The following is a 15,176-nucleotide window of genomic DNA, read 5'->3' as shown; positions in this document are numbered from 1 at the left end:
CTCTTGGGAAGTTAAATTTGTTTTTTGACTTAAAGCAATAAAGCTTTGTAAGTCAAAAAACATTATAAATTCTTACATAGAGCAAGTATTTTGGATAGTTGAATTAAGCATCCAAAGAACTTTTTCATATTTTGCGATATTTTCTTGAGCAAATGCTGCAGTTGTAGTATCGCTTGCTTTTTCAGCTTCTTCATTTAATTTTTTAAATTCAGCTAAAAGATATTTATAATCTTCTCTAATAAATTCTAAAACTTCTACAGGAGTAAAGCAATCTTTACCATTTTCTAGTTTTGGGCTTTTTGCATTTTCCATTAAAACTTTTTGGCAAGTAATAGCTTTTTCTCCAAGTTGTAAAACTCTTTCAGCGCAATCATCAAAAAGTTCTGCCATTTCTTCATAAGCTTTTTCTGTATATTCATGAATTGAAAAAAACTGTAAACCTTTTACATTCCAATGATAATTATGAAATTTAACCCATAAATGATGAGCATCTGCTTGTAATTGTAATAATTGTTTTGTTACTGACATGTTATCTCCTTTTTTTATTTTTAAAATTATAACATAAAATTCTTAAATAATAATTATTATTATCTAATAAATTTTAATGTTAATAATTATTATATTTTCATTATACTCTTTTTTTACAATAAAGCAAATTTATTTACTTAATATATTTTTGAGTATTAATTTTCCCACCTCTACGCCAGGTTGATCATAAGTGTTAATTCCAAGCATAATGCCACATGCAGAAGTAAATAACTCATAATAATACATCAAATACCCACAGTGATAAGCATCTAATTTCTCAAGTTCTATTACATCAACACTTAAATTTTCAGCAATTAATGCATGCATGGTTGCATCGCATTGCGCGTTTAAAAGATTATGTAAATTAACTTCATTAGTAAAATCACAATTTTGTAAATGATTAAAGCTTATATTCGGGATACTAGGAGATTTTTGACTATCTTTGATTTTTAAAAAAGTAACAGTTTTATCTTTAGGTCCATCCATGATAAGTTGTAAAAAGCTATGCTGATCTCTAGCACCAATTAAAGCAATAGGAGTTAAACCTATGCGTTTAAAGCCTTGTTTTTTACCTAGACTTTCAGCAATTAGTTGAATATACCATTCATTAAAACCTTTAAAAGCATCCCCATAAGAAAAAAGCACATTAATATGCGCACTTTTATGTGTGCAGTAATGATAAGCCTTTTGTAAAATTTGATCACATTTTTTCTCAAAAAAATCTACATAACAAGCTTTTGCACCTTCTAATAAGGCTTTAGTATCATAGCCACAAAAGCTCAAAGGAACAATACCAATAGCAGATAAAACACTAAATCTACCACCGACATTTTTAGGTATAAAAAAGCATTTTATGTTTAATTCTTCTCCTAGTTTGTGAAGTTTTGATTCAAAATCAGTAATAAACACAAAGTTTTCATGCAAATTTTCATTTTTAAAATCAAAATGAGCAATGATGAGTTTAAATAAAGAAATCACTTCTATAGTTGTGCCTGATTTGCTTGCTATGATGAAAAGTGTTTTTTGGGGATTTATTTTTTGCATAGTTTGGGTAAAAGTATGTGAGGAAGTATTATCTATAATGAAAAGTTTTTTTTCTTCTACTTGATCAAATAAAAGCTCTTTTAAAGCTTTAACCCCACAACTTGATCCACCCATGCCTACTAAAACGATATTTTCTATATGAGTTTTAGTTGCGATAAATTCTTTACTTTCTTTGATTAAATCAAAGCTTGTATCTACTAAATGATAATACCCTATATCGCCACTTTCTAACTCATCATTCATTCTATTTGCATAAGCGGTAATTTTTTTAAAATCTTGGGTTTTAAAAAATAAAGTATTATTTAGCATTTTTACTTTTCTCATAAAAATAATTTGTCGCCTCAACAAAGCCTTCTACGCTTCCACAATCAAACCTTTTTCCTTTAAATTTATAAGCTAAAACCATATTATTAGTTGCTTGTGAAAGTAATGCATCAGTTAGTTGAATTTCTCCGTTTTTACCTGCTTTAGTATTTTCTAAAATACCAAAAATATCAGGCGTTAGAATGTATCTTCCTATGATAGCTAAGTTGCTTGGAGCATCTTTTGGATCAGGTTTTTCTACCATAGAATTTACCATGATCAAATCCTCTTCCACAGCATTTCCTGCTATAACCCCATAGTTTGAAACTTGATCAGCTTCAACTTCCATCACAGCTATAACAGAGCAGCGGTATTTTTCATAAATTTTTACCATTTGAGCTAAGACATTTACTCCATCTTCATTTACACATAAATCATCTGCCAAAATCACTCCAAAAGCTTCATCTTGCACTAAAGGCTTTGATTTTAAAACCGCATCTCCTAAGCCTTTCATTTCATTTTGTCTTGTAAAAGTAAAAGTGCAGCGATCTATGAGTGTTCTTATTTCACTTAAAAGGTATTCTTTTTTAGTACCTGCGATTTGGTGTTCAAGTTCATAAGAAATATCAAAATAATCCTCTAAAGCCCTTTTTCCACGCCCCGTAACAAAGCCCATAGTTTCCATACCGGCTTCTAAAGCCTCATCTACACCATAATGAATTAAAGGCTTAGTTAGTATAGGTAGCATTTCTTTAGGTAGGGTTTTTGTAGCAGGTAAAAATCTAGTACCATAACCTGCTGCAGGAAAAATACAAGTTTGAAGCATAGTTTATCCTTAAATTTTTATAAGTTGTTTTGATTATAATTTTATTTAAATATTATAACTAATTTAAGGAAAAAATGAAAACTATTAATCAAATTTATCAAGCAAAAATAGAAATCAAAAAATCAACTTTTTTGTCGTTTTTATGTCCTTTTGAAGATTTTCAAACTTTAATGCAAAAGCTAAGAAATGAGCATTTAAAAGCCGTGCATTTTGTATATGCTTATAGGTATTTAAATGAATTTGATCAAATCATAGAAGATAAAAGCGATGATGGTGAGCCAAAAGGAACTTCTGCTATGCCTTGTTTGAATGTCTTAAGAGGAGCTTTGCTTATTAATTGCGCAGTGATTGTGGTGCGTTATTTTGGAGGGATTAAACTTGGTACAGGTGGTCTTGTAAGAGCTTATAGTGAAGCTACAAATGAAGCTATTTTAAATGCAATGCTTTTAGAATTTGAAGCTAAAAATATTTTAAGTTTAAACATTCCTTTTTATCTTTATGCAAGATTTGAGCATTTTTTAAATAAAAATAATATTTCTTATGAAAAAAAATTTCAAGAAAATGTTGAATTGATTTTAAGTGTTAATACAAAAGAAGAAGAGGAATTTAAAAAATTTGCAAAAGAGTTTGAATTTAGTGGACTTATTTGGAAGTAAGCGTTTGCTTACTTCTTTTCATAAAGAATTTAAAAGATCTTTTACCATATCTTTTTGTGGCTCTTGTTTTTCTTCTATATTAGCTTGCATAGGAGTTTCGTTTTGTCCTCTAAAACGATAATTATAAATATTTGACATATTTGAGCTAAAAATTCCTGTGCTAAATTGATCTTGACTCATGGCTTTTGAAAAAAGCTCATCAAGTTTTATGTTTTGCTCGTTTAAATTTTCGCTATTGTTTTGACTAAGTAAAGACATAAAGTCTTCATTAGCTCCTTGAGTGCTTTTATAGGCACTACTTTGACCATATCCATACTCTTTAACCGATAAATTATCATGGTTAACTTGCATGTTTTCTCCTTTCAAAATATTACAAGGAAAAAACAAGCAAAAATTATTCCTTAATCACCATGAGTTGGGTAGTATTCAGCTTCTATTTCATTGTTTTTGATAAACTCTTCTCTAGCTTTATTACAGCGCTCATCTCTTAGTTTTCTATAAGCATTTCTACTTTCTAATTCTTGAGAAGTTAAAGGGCGATCTTCTAAAAATGAAATGTGAAAATAAGTATCATCTTCTTTGCTGAATTTTTCATAAAATTCAACATAGTCAAAATAATCTTTTTCACTTTGAAAATCAATACTTTCTTCTACATAAATAGTTGGGCCAAAACCTCTGTGATTTTGAGTAAAATGTCCAAAACCAGCTGCATATTTTATCTTAAACGAATTCATTCTAAACCTCCTAAAAATTCGTCATAACTTCCTTTAAAGTCTGTTAATTTCCCATCTTCTAAAAACCATATACGATTAGCAAAAGCACTAATTAGCTCTCTATCGTGGCTTATGCATATCACACAACCTTTGAAATTATACAAGGCTTCACCTAATGCAATGATACTTTCAAGATCTAAATGATTATCCGGTTCATCTAAAAGCAAGAAATTTCCGCGTTCTAACATTAATCTTGAAAGCATTAAGCGGTGTTTTTCACCTCCACTTAAACTAGAAGCCATTTTTTCTTGATCACTTCCGCTAAAGAGCATTCTACCAAGACATTTGCGAATTTCATCTAAATCTTTGAATTTTTCACTCATTAACCATTCATAAAGTTTCAAATTTTCATTGATTAAATTTGTCGTATCTTGTGAAAAATATCCCATTTCTATGGTAGCGCCAAGGTGGATGTGGCCACTATCAGGTTCTAATTTTGATGCAATGATTTTGGCTAAAGTGCTTTTTCCAACACCATTTGCTCCGATTAAGGCTATTTTATCACCTTTTTCTAATTTTAATTCTAAATTCTCAAATAAAGTTTTATCATAAGCTTTGCTAATACCTTTTAATTCTAAAACTTCATTTCCTATTTCTCTATTTGTTCTAAAAACTATACTAGGATCACGCCTACTTGAAGTTTTAATCTCTTCAAGCTCAAGTTTTTCTAAAGCTTTAGCTCTACTTGTAGCTTGTTTGGCTTTTGAAGCATTAGCGCTAAAACGGCGTATGAAATTTTCTAATTCTTCTCTTTCTTTTAAGGTTTTATCGCGTTTGAGTTCAGCTTGTTTAGCAAGCAAGGTTGAAGCCATATACCAATCATCATAATTTCCAGCAAAATCGCGTATTTGTTTAAAATCCACATCTAAAATTCTTGTACAAACTTTATTTAGAAAATGTCTATCATGGCTAATTACTACTAAAGTTCCCTCATGTCTTAAAAGTTCATTTTCAAGCCAAGAAATAGCTTCTAAGTCAAGGTTGTTTGTAGGTTCATCTAAAAATAATACATCAGCACCTAAAAATAATACTTGAGCTAATAAAACTTTAAATTTATCTGCACTTTGTAAAGTGCTCATGAGAGCATTAAAATCTTTAATATTTAAAGAGCTAAGAATTTTTTCACATCTAAGCTCGCAATCATAGTTTGGATCTTCTTCTGCTGTTATGATTTCAAGCTCGCTTAATCTATCATTGATTTCATCGGTAAATTCTTCACTCATATAAAGTTTTTCTTTTTCTTTTAGTGCATCATATAATCTTTTATTTGCACACATTACCGCATCTTTGATAGTGTAGTTTTCAAAAGCAAATTGATCTTGTCCTAACACTGCGATTTTTAAATTTGGATCTATGCAAATTTCTCCACTGCTTGATTCTATTTCGCCTGAGAGAATTTTTAAAAAGGTTGATTTTCCTGCGCCATTTGCACCTATAAGTCCATATCTTTCACCACGGTTTAATTTTAAATTTACATCTTCAAATAAAAGTTGATTTGCAAAACGCATAGTGAGATTTTTTATTTCTACCATAATTTTCCTTAAGAATTTTCTAGATATTGTAGCGAAAAACTTTTGAATGAAGAAGGGCTTGAATCAAGTCAAACCTAAAATATCATACTAAAGAAAAGATTTAATCGTTTTGTAAAGCTCTTCAGAACACTGCTCTACATATTTCTCCATTTTTGTCTGTAAAAATTTCCCATTTTCCTCATAAAACTCACTCTTAATTAGGCTTTTAAACTCTTTAACTCTCGCTTGAGTATTTTGCTCTAAGTATTGTTTTATAATTTCACAAGTTTTACCCCTTGTGCGATATGCAACTATAAAAACATCGAAGCACTTTACACCTTGCTCCAAAGCTTCCTTATTTAAGAGCTCAAATTTATTTACAAGTTCCAAATCATCACCAGCTGAGCAAAAAGACACATATTGATCTTTAAATTCTACTATGGCTATAAAATCTCCTTTTTCATAATATTTAAAATATCTTATCAAAGGCTTCTTTTCTAAGGTACGTAAAAATGCACGAGAAATGCTTGCAGTTTTTCCTGTGTTAGCTGCACCTTGAAGTGTAATTAACGCGTTAAAATTCATCATTATTTATTCTTGCTTATCTTCATTTTCTATATTTTGTATCAAATCCATAATTTGATAAAAATTATAACTATAAGCCAAATCATCAGCTCTTGTAATATCCCAAATCCATAAAATTATAATTAAGATTTTTAAACCGATTAAAATTGCACCTCCAAATACAAATGCAATCCCTGCGAATTCACTTTGGAGTCCATTAAACACAATCCGTGGAAGAATAAGTATAACAACCAAAAGAAATATTCTTATCCAACCTGCAACTTTTCGCCCAGTCATAAATCTAGCAATTCCAAAAGCACCGAAAAAAAATGTTAAAAATCGTAATTTTGGTGCTTCTTTTAAATTTAGTTTATCTATCCTACTATCAAATTGCTTTAATTGTTCGCTAGAAAATTTTCCAAGCTTTTGTTCAATTAAATCTAATTCATAATCACCACCAATAGCCCACGCAATGTTTGCTATCGAATCCACTTTATCCACAAAAAACTCCTTTTTAAAAAATGATATTAAATTATTCCACAATTTAGCTTAATTAATATTGAAATAATCAATATTAATTAAATAAAACATAGAATATTTCAATTGTTTTTAATAAAGAATTTTTAATGTAAAATCAGCCCATAAGTATTTAAAAATTTAGGGTAGCTTATGGCAAAAAAGAGCAAACGCGATATGGCATATGAATTAGATATTGATGTTAGCACTTTGTATAATTGGAGAAAATACAAACCTAATTTATATCGCATCGTTATGCTTGGCTTTAAATTTGATGAACTTTTGGAAAAAAATAAAAAAAATTATGAAGAGCTACTTGAGATAAATCAAACCATACAAGATGAAATTGCAAAATTTAAATAAAAACAATTTAATGATTTTAATATATTTATTAGCTTTTTAATTTCATAAAGTTTTATTTTAAAAGTTTTTTCGTGTTATCATTTGTTGCTTTGAAATTTAACTATCTAAGATAAATTACATTATTTTTTACTAAGCATATTTCAGGCATATTTATTTTAATTTCTATTTTTATTTTACTTATAATATGTATTAAAAAAATAATTCAAAATTGTTGTATAATTTTTAAAATTATTTTTAAATTAAGGTTATTTGATTGAGTTTAGTTTTATTATCTTTTTTACCTTCTTTTAGTTTTGTTTTGGAATTTTTAGCTTTATTTTTAGCTTATTTTTTTAAGCAAAATAAGATTTTTTTCTTGCTTTTGTTGATTTTATGCGCTAAGGCTTTATCTTTAGTGGCAAGTGAATATCAAGCGCATTTGTTTATCTCGGTATTTTTACCTTTTTCTTTTGTGCTTTTTGTATTTTTACAAGATAGTAAGCTTGTTTTTGAAAGAATTAATTTTATTAAATTTGCGTATTTAGCCTTTATGGGTTTTGTAGCGTTAATACTTAGCACAAGTACTAATTTTAATGCAAGCATTACAAGTGAAATTTTTGGCCTTTCAACGCAATTTTTTAAGCCTATTAGTGAGTTAAGCTTTTGTGTGTTTTGGGTAGGAATGATATTTTTATTATTTTCATATTTTAAAAATAATGATTTTCATTTTTTACTTGCTTATATGGGCTTGAGCGTGCAATTTTTATTTTACAATAGTGTTGATTTGGGTTATTATGAATTTGCTTCTTTGGTGTTGATAGGATTTTTAGTGTATAAAGCTTATAAAATAGCCTTTTTTGACACTTTAACCAATTTGCCAAATTTAAAGGCCTTAAGAAGATATGCCCAAGGACTTGAAAATTTTCATTTAGCCTTGATTGAAGTAAAAAATATCAATGAAATTTATTATCAAAAAGACTCAAAAATGGGCGAGTTTATAATGCATGAATTTGCTAGGATTTTAAAAAAAGCTTTACATGCTAGGGTTTTTAAAGATGATAAGGATTATTTTATTATTGTATTTGAAAATGAAAATATAGCCTTTGTGCAAAGCAAGCTTCAAATGCTTGAAAATTTTATGCAAAAATATTGTTTTGAATTTAAAGAACAAAATGTAAAGTTAGAAATTAAACTTTGTTTATCAAGCAAAAATGAAAACATAGAAGAAAGTTTAAAACAAGCAAAATTAGAACTTAGAAGACAAAAGGATTAAAATGTTAGATTTGATTTTTAGAGAGTATGATATAAGAGGGCTTTACCCAAGTGAGTTAAATGAAAAAAGTGTAAAAGCCATAGGCTATGCTTTGGGTTTAGAAATGAAATCAAGGGGTTGTGAGAAAGTAAGCGTAGGCTATGATGCAAGATATAGTGCAAATGAACTTTTTAACTATTTAATCAGCGGTTTAAATAAAGCTAATATGCAAGTTTTCAATATAGGCTTAGCACCAACTCCTATGGGGTATTTTAGCTTGTTTTTTGATGATATTTTTGATGCAAATATCATGATAACAGGTTCGCATAATCCAAAAGAATACAATGGCTTTAAAATAACGATTAATAAAGAAAGTTTTTTTGGTGCTGATTTGAAAAAGCTTTCTTTAAAAGTGCAAGAGTGTTTAGAACTTGAAATCAATGATGATTTAAGATATGAAAATTATGATATTAAAAGCTTATACATAGACTTTTTAGCTAAACATTTTTCACATCTTAAGGGCTATAAAGAAAAAATCATTATTGATTGTGCAAATGGAGCTACTGGAGTGATTATAAAGCCTTTGGTGGAAAAATTAAATCTTAATGCACAAATTTTATTTGAAAATCCTGATGGAAATTTCCCAAATCACGCGCCCGATCCAACAGAGCTTGAAAATTTACACGCATTGCAAGTTGCGCTAAAAGAAAATGAAAATGCAAAAATGGGCTTTGCTTTTGACGGAGATGGAGATCGTTTAGTAGTAGCAAGTAAAGATTATGTATTTAAGGGCGATGAGCTTTGCTATTTATTTGCTAAAAATATAAAAAATCCTAGAGTTTTAGGTGAAGTAAAATGCTCTAAAAACCTTTTTGATGAGGTAGCTAAATTTGGTTTTATCATGATGGGTAAGACCGGGCATTCTAATATTAAAAAAATGATGAAAGAGCAAAATATAGACATAGCAGCAGAGCTTAGCGGGCATATTTTCTTTAAAGATAGATATTTTGGTTATGATGATGGAATTTATGCATTTTTAAGAACCTTAGAGCTTTTGGTAAATGGTTTTGATATAGAAAAATTAGTTAAAGAATTACCAAAACTTTATGCAAGTGAAGAGATTAAGCTTAAGGTTAGTGAGGAAAATAAATTTCAAATCATAGAAAAATTTAAAGAAAAAGTAAAAGCAAATGCTTTTGAAAATGTGCTTGATTGTAATGAAATTGACGGAGTTAGAATTACCTTTAAAGAAGGCTGGGCGCTTTTGCGTGCTTCTAATACAAGTCCATATCTTATCATGCGTGCTGAAGCTACAAGTGCTGAATTTAAAGACTTTTTAGAAACAAGAGTAAAAGAACTTTTTGAAGAAATCATAAAAGAGCTTGCATAAGTTCTTTTACATCAATATTTTTTGTGTATAAATATGCTCTTAAGAGTTTAGGGATTTTTGCTTTTCTATAAATTTCTTTAAATTCTTTTGGCATTTTCTCACAACTTACAAAAGGAAAAATCAAAACTTTTTCTTGTATGTAAACAATGCCTATTTTATGCGAAATTACTCCATCGCCTTTTAAAGCTTCTTGTCTTTGTTTAGCACTTAAAAGTATTCCAAGTTTTTTAAAGCATTTTGCGATTAAACTTTCATCTTTATGAGTAATATAAATATTTTTAAATTCACAAATATTTTCTTCTTTTAAGTCTTTTTCTAGGTATTTAAAGCTCTTTTTTACTCCATTTGGATAAAGCTTTAAAAACTCATTGGCAAAATTTTTGCGTATGAAATTTCTAAAATATTTTTCATCATCATTACTCTCATCATGAAAATAAGCGATATTGTTATCTTTTAGGTAGTTTGAAATTTCTTCTTTTGGAATTTCAAGCAAGGGTCTTATGATAGTAAAATATTTTCTTTTTTCAATATCTTTAAAACCAAGTAATTCTCTAAGTCCTGCGCCTTTGGAAAATTGCATTAAAAACCATTCTAGTTTATCATTTAAATGATGAGCTAGTAAAAGATTATCATAAGAGTGATTTTTGCAAAGTTCTTCAAAAAACTCATAACGCAAAGCTCTTGCACAAGCTTCGAAATTTTTTGTTATCTTGGGTGCGGTTTTGATGTAAATTTTTTTATGAAAACGCTTGGCTAATTCTTTAGCACTTTGCTCTTCTTTATCGCTATTTTTGCGAGTTTTGTAGTTTATAAAAGCAAGATCAAAATCTATATTTTTTTCTAAAAGCATGAAAAATAAAGCACTAGAATCACTCCCATGAGAAAATGCTAAAAGATTTTTCCCTTGCTTTAAATGATTTAAATATTTGCTATCAATCATCAAACTTTCTTAAGGCTTTTGCAATGAGTTTTTTATCTAAGCTCTGCGTGATTTCACACTCATAAAGCTCGCCCATTTCTAAATCTCCACAATCACTTTCATTGATGAGAATTTCTCCATCAATATTTCTATCCCAACGCAAATCTTTTGCACCGATGAAAAATTCTCCTTCAGAGCTTTGACCTTCACAAAATGCTAAGGTTTTTTTACCAACTTGTTGATTAAAGCTTTTTTCTATACACTCATCAACAATTTTTTCTATCACTTTTAATCTTGCATTGATGATTTTATTAGGAATTTGTTCCATTTCAAAAGCTGCGGTATCTTCTTCTTTAGAATAAGCAAAAACACTAATTCTATCAAAACCAAATTCTTTTATAAAAGCGCATAATTCTTCAAAGTCCTCATCACTCTCTCCTGGGTGTCCTACTATAAAACCTGTGCGTAAAAATGAATTTGGGGCTTGTTTCATTAAATTTAAAAGCTCGATTAATTTAGCTTTGTTAGCTCCGCGTTTCATGATTTTAAGCATATTATCACTGATGTGTTGTAAAGGCATATCAAAATAATTTACAAAAACTTTTGATTGAATGATTTTTTCTATCACTTCTTTGCTAATACTTGTTGGATATAGATATAAAATTCTAGCAGCCTTTACACCTTGGATATTTTCTATAGCTTCAATAAGCTTTAAAAGTCCATCTTTTTGACCTTGATCAAACAAATACGAACTTGTATCTTGAGCAATAAAAGAAAAGTCTTTATAGCCTTTTTTAACAAGCTCTTTTACTTCATTTATAATACTTTCTAAGCTTCTTGATTTAAGTTTGCCTTTAAAACTTGGTATAGCGCAAAATGAACATTTTTGATTACACCCTTCAGCTATTTTGATAAAAGCATGATAGTTTGATCCTGTGATCACACGATTGGTATTTTTATCTTGTAAGTAAGTAGAATTTGAAAATAGATTAGTTTTTTTAAGTATCATTTCATCAATTTTTTCATAATCTCCCACACCGGTAAAAAGATCAACTTCAGGTAGTTCTTTCATTAATTCCTCGCGGTAGCGCTGCATTAAACATCCTGTTACAACTAACAATGAATCCTTTTTTCTTTGCTCGTGTAAATCTAAAATCGCATTTATGCTTTCTTTTTTAGCGCTATCTATAAAACCACAGGTATTTACAATCAAAACATCAGCTAAGCTTGGCTCATCACAAATTTCATAATCACTTAATCTTCCAAGCATGATTTCACTATCGACTAAATTTTTATTACAACCTAAAGACATTAAAAAAAGTTTTGGCATATTTCTCACTTTAAATGTTTTATTTTTTGCTAAAATTATAAGATTAAATTATATCAAAATTAGAAAGAAAATTTTTATGGATAATTACGAATACAGCGAACTTTTAAAAAAATTAAAAAACAAAGTTGGAAATATCGCTTCTATCATTAAGCCTGAAGAGATAAAAGCAAGATTAAAAGAAATAGAAAATTTAGAAAATTCCCCTTCTTTTTGGAGTGATGTAAAACAAGCAGGCGTTATAGGTAAAGAAAAAACTAAAATTTCAAATTTACTTAAAAATTATGAAAATGCAAATAATGCTTTAAATGATGCAAGCGAGCTTTTTGATCTTGCTAATAGTGAAAATGATTTAGACACCATAGAAGCTTTATTTGAAGATGCAAATAAGCTAGAAGATCTTATTGTAAATCTTGAAATTTCTATGCTTTTAAGTGGGGAAAATGATGGTAAAAATGCCATAGTTTCTATTCACCCAGGAGCAGGTGGAACGGAGAGTAATGACTGGGCTAGCATGCTTTATAGGATGTATTTGAGATTTTGTGAAAGAGAAGGTTTTAAAGTAGAAACACTTGACTTTCAAGAAGGCGAAGAAGCAGGGCTTAAAGATGTTAGCTTTTTAGTAAAAGGTGAAAATGCTTATGGGTATTTAAAAGCTGAAAATGGCATTCATCGTTTAGTAAGAACTTCTCCATTTGATAGTGCAGGGCGTCGCCATACGAGTTTTTCTAGTGTGATGGTTTCACCTGAACTTGATGATGATATAGAAATAGAAATTGAAGAAAAAGATATAAGGATTGATTATTATAGAGCAAGCGGAGCAGGTGGACAGCATGTTAATAAAACTGAATCAGCAGTGCGCATAACTCATATGCCAAGTGGTATAGTAGTGCAATGTCAAAACGATAGAAGCCAACACAAAAACAAAGCAACTGCTTTTAAAATGCTAAAATCACGCCTTTATGAGCTTGAGCTTATGAAACAACAAGATGAAGCAAATTCAAGCGAAAAAAGTGAGATAGGTTGGGGTCATCAAATCCGCTCTTATGTGCTTTTTCCTTATCAACAGGTCAAAGACGCGCGCTCAAATGAAGCTTTTTCACAGGTTGATAATATCTTAGATGGGGATATTAAAAAAATAATAGAAGGTGTTTTAATAGCGCAAAAAGCACAAGATTAATACTACAAAAGGATATTAAATGGAAAAAATTCTAGTTTGTGTAGATGTTTTAGAGCCTTGTAGGGAAAGTTTGCATTATGGGGTGTATTTAGCTAAAAAGCTAGATTTACCTTTAATGTTTTTATATACTATAGAACCAAATTTTACTAATGCTGAATTAGCTTGTAGTTTTGGCATAGGTGCTAGTGGATGTGTGATTGAAGATTTAGTAGAAGAGCAAAGCCAAAAAAATGAAAATCTTTGCAAAAAAGGGCAAAGAATTTTAGAAGAATTTTGTGCTTATGCAAAAGAACAAGGCGTAAAAGAATGCTTTAGTGTGCAAAGAGATGGAGACTTAGAAGAGGTTTTAAAAGAATATAATGATCAAATAAGATTAGCCATAGCAGGTTTAAAAGGCGGGGGTAAGAAAAATAAAATAGGTATTCATACAGAAGAATTAGTAAGAGCTTTAAATGTGCCTATTTTGCTTGTAAATTCTGCTTTTAAAGAGATTAAAAGTGTAATGATGGCTTATGATGGGAGTAATTTAGCTAAAAAGGCCATAGAGCAAGCCATTAAAAGACCTATTTTTAAAGAAGCAAAGCGTTATATAGTAAATGTTTCTAAAGATGAAAAAGCTTCTTGTGAGTTATTAGCTCAAGTAGGTCAAATTTTTAAAGAAGCAAATTTAAATGTACAAACTCAATATTTAAATGGAGAGATTACTCAAGCTTTATTTGATTTTGGTGAGCAAAATGATATAGATTTATTGATCATGGGAGCTTACTCACATCATTGGGTAAAAAGTATTTTATTTGGTAGTTTGACAAATGATATTTTAACTAAGGCTAAAAAACCTTTATTGCTGATTCGCTAACATTAATTTATTTTGATTAAAGATTATAAAATAAATACATGAAGAATTTTCATGTATTTATAAATTTAATAATAAAATAAAACTAATTGATATAAAGATTAACCATATAAAAAGAAAAAATGCCATTAAAAATGGTTTAAAACCCGCATTTTTTAAAACATTTTTATGGATATTTACTCCTAAAGCTACCATAGCCATAGAAAGCAAAAGTGTGTCTATAGTTTGTATGCTTGGTTTTATATAGTTAAGCGCAAAATCTGTATTTAATATTTCAAGTGAGCTAATACCGCATGCAAATAAAAACCACAAAGCAAAATAAGGAATATTTGCTTTAATGGAGATTTTTTCATTATTTTTACTTAGAAATTTCAATGAAAAAAGACTTAAGAAAATCAAAAAAGGCACTAGCATTAAAACACGCATCATTTTTTCTATGACAGCACCATCTCCTGCTTTTACAGCTTCACCTGCTGCAACAGCATGTGCAACTTCATGCAAGCTTGCTCCCATGAAATACCCTATTTGCTTTAAATTAAAAAAATCAAACCAACCTAAATTCCAAGCCAAAGGATATAAAAACATCCCTAAAGTTCCAAACACAACCACAGTGCAAACTGCTACGCCAACTTTAGCAGAGCCACCTTTAACAATGCTTTCGCTAGCCATCACAGCAGCTGCTCCACAAATGCTTGAGCCACTACTTATAAGTATGCTTTCTTTAAGATCAAGTTTGAATAATTTTCCTAACAAAAGCCCTATAAAAAAGGTAGAAAATACCACTAAAAATGCTAGCAAAATCCCATTTAATCCAACTTTTTCTAAATCATTAAAAGTAATTCTAAAACCATAAAGTATAATTCCAAGTCTTAAAATTTCTTTTGTTGCTATGCTTAAAACTCCTGATTTTTTAAGTAAATTTGCATTTTGATGTGCTAAATTTCCTATTAAAGCTCCCAAAATCACGGCTATGATTAAAGCTGAAATTCCAAGATTTTTAAAAAAATTAAGCTCAGAAATAGCAAAAGCACAAAAAGCAAGAGTAAAAAGTAGTAAAAAAGCTTCAAATTTTCTATTTTTATATATATTTTTATGCATGAATTTTTCCTTTTTTTTGTTTTTTGTAATCTTAATGATTTTTTTATGATAAGTAAAATTAATTTTATTTGATATAATGATTAAAAATATTTAT

At 29.2% G+C, this 15,176-nt stretch carries 17 protein-coding genes; 6 read left to right on the top strand and 11 right to left on the bottom strand.

Annotated features, from left to right (window positions below; genetic code table 11):
• Window positions 1-72: 72 nt before the first annotated feature.
• From L8X38_RS02025 to galU, 3 genes are all read right to left on the bottom strand, one after another.
• Entirely contained in the window at window positions 73-528 is a 456-nt protein-coding gene (locus L8X38_RS02025) for a Dps family protein (protein ID WP_133319614.1), read from the bottom strand.
• Between the two features lie 129 nt (window positions 529-657).
• Entirely contained in the window at window positions 658-1,881 is a 1,224-nt protein-coding gene (locus tag L8X38_RS02020) for a glucose-6-phosphate isomerase (RefSeq protein WP_263661162.1), read from the bottom strand.
• On the bottom strand, window positions 1,871-2,701 hold the full coding sequence (gene galU / locus L8X38_RS02015) for a UTP--glucose-1-phosphate uridylyltransferase GalU (protein WP_220566791.1): 831 nt from the start codon (window positions 2,699-2,701) through the stop codon (window positions 1,871-1,873). Before galU ends, L8X38_RS02020 begins: the two co-directional genes overlap by 11 nt.
• A 74-nt stretch (window positions 2,702-2,775) precedes the next feature.
• Between galU and L8X38_RS02010 the strand changes: the two genes are divergently transcribed.
• Window positions 2,776-3,357 (top strand): IMPACT family protein, encoded by a 582-nt coding sequence (locus tag L8X38_RS02010; protein ID WP_263661146.1) that lies wholly within the window; start codon window positions 2,776-2,778, stop codon window positions 3,355-3,357.
• An 18-nt stretch (window positions 3,358-3,375) separates the two neighbouring features.
• Here the strand turns inward: L8X38_RS02010 and L8X38_RS02005 are convergent, their stop codons facing one another.
• The 5 genes from L8X38_RS02005 to L8X38_RS01985 form a co-directional block, all read right to left on the bottom strand.
• Entirely contained in the window at window positions 3,376-3,708 is a 333-nt protein-coding gene (locus tag L8X38_RS02005) for a hypothetical protein (RefSeq protein WP_263661144.1), read from the bottom strand.
• A gap of 50 nt (window positions 3,709-3,758) precedes the next feature.
• Window positions 3,759-4,091, bottom strand: a complete 333-nt coding sequence (locus L8X38_RS02000; protein ID WP_039617462.1) for a hypothetical protein — start codon at window positions 4,089-4,091, stop codon at window positions 3,759-3,761.
• Window positions 4,088-5,662 (bottom strand): ABC-F family ATP-binding cassette domain-containing protein, encoded by a 1,575-nt coding sequence (locus L8X38_RS01995; RefSeq protein ID WP_263661142.1) that lies wholly within the window; start codon window positions 5,660-5,662, stop codon window positions 4,088-4,090. The genes L8X38_RS02000 and L8X38_RS01995 overlap by 4 nt, the downstream gene beginning before the upstream one ends.
• Before the next feature lie 87 nt (window positions 5,663-5,749).
• Window positions 5,750-6,229: a hypothetical protein gene (locus L8X38_RS01990; RefSeq protein ID WP_133319609.1), complete on the bottom strand. Its 480-nt coding sequence runs from the start codon at window positions 6,227-6,229 to the stop codon at window positions 5,750-5,752.
• A gap of 3 nt (window positions 6,230-6,232) precedes the next feature.
• A complete protein-coding gene (locus L8X38_RS01985) occupies window positions 6,233-6,706 on the bottom strand; it encodes a hypothetical protein (RefSeq protein WP_263661141.1) in 474 nt (157 codons plus the stop codon).
• Window positions 6,707-6,874: 168 nt separating this feature from the next.
• Between L8X38_RS01985 and L8X38_RS01980 the strand changes: the two genes are divergently transcribed.
• The 3 genes from L8X38_RS01980 to L8X38_RS01970 all read left to right on the top strand — a co-directional run bounded on the left by L8X38_RS01980 (window position 6,875) and on the right by L8X38_RS01970 (window position 9,705).
• Window positions 6,875-7,084: a hypothetical protein gene (locus L8X38_RS01980; RefSeq protein WP_039662706.1), complete on the top strand. Its 210-nt coding sequence runs from the start codon at window positions 6,875-6,877 to the stop codon at window positions 7,082-7,084.
• 253 nt (window positions 7,085-7,337) lie between these two features.
• Window positions 7,338-8,336 carry a GGDEF domain-containing protein gene (locus tag L8X38_RS01975; RefSeq protein ID WP_263661140.1) on the top strand — a complete coding sequence of 333 codons (999 nt, stop codon included), beginning with the start codon at window positions 7,338-7,340 and terminating at the stop codon, window positions 8,334-8,336.
• Window position 8,337: 1 nt separating this feature from the next.
• On the top strand, window positions 8,338-9,705 hold the full coding sequence (locus L8X38_RS01970; RefSeq protein ID WP_263661139.1) for a phosphomannomutase/phosphoglucomutase: 1,368 nt from the start codon (window positions 8,338-8,340) through the stop codon (window positions 9,703-9,705).
• On the opposite strand, the gene tilS is transcribed toward L8X38_RS01970, so the two are convergent.
• Both tilS and rimO read right to left on the bottom strand, forming a co-directional pair.
• Window positions 9,686-10,648, bottom strand: coding sequence for a tRNA lysidine(34) synthetase TilS (gene tilS / locus L8X38_RS01965; protein WP_263661138.1), 963 nt, complete (start codon window positions 10,646-10,648; stop codon window positions 9,686-9,688). The genes L8X38_RS01970 and tilS overlap by 20 nt on opposite strands.
• A complete protein-coding gene (rimO, locus tag L8X38_RS01960) occupies window positions 10,638-11,954 on the bottom strand; it encodes a 30S ribosomal protein S12 methylthiotransferase RimO (protein WP_263661137.1) in 1,317 nt (438 codons plus the stop codon). Before rimO ends, tilS begins: the two co-directional genes overlap by 11 nt.
• A 76-nt stretch (window positions 11,955-12,030) precedes the next feature.
• Between rimO and prfB the strand changes: the two genes are divergently transcribed.
• On the top strand, window positions 12,031-13,131 hold the full coding sequence (prfB, locus tag L8X38_RS01955) for a peptide chain release factor 2 (RefSeq protein WP_263661136.1): 1,101 nt from the start codon (window positions 12,031-12,033) through the stop codon (window positions 13,129-13,131).
• Between the two features lie 19 nt (window positions 13,132-13,150).
• Window positions 13,151-13,987 (top strand): universal stress protein, encoded by an 837-nt coding sequence (locus tag L8X38_RS01950; RefSeq protein ID WP_263661135.1) that lies wholly within the window; start codon window positions 13,151-13,153, stop codon window positions 13,985-13,987.
• Window positions 13,988-14,044: 57 nt separating this feature from the next.
• On the opposite strand, the gene L8X38_RS01945 is transcribed toward L8X38_RS01950, so the two are convergent.
• Entirely contained in the window at window positions 14,045-15,082 is a 1,038-nt protein-coding gene (locus L8X38_RS01945; RefSeq protein WP_263661134.1) for a YeiH family protein, read from the bottom strand.
• Between the last annotated feature and the right edge of the window lie 94 nt (window positions 15,083-15,176).

Origin of the sequence: Campylobacter sp. CNRCH_2014_2452, from assembly GCF_025772865.1 — a bacterium.
Lineage (GTDB): Bacteria > Campylobacterota > Campylobacteria > Campylobacterales > Campylobacteraceae > Campylobacter_D > Campylobacter_D lari_D.
Note: the sequence above shows the minus strand (reverse complement) of the source record. Positions and strands in the feature narration are given on the sequence as shown.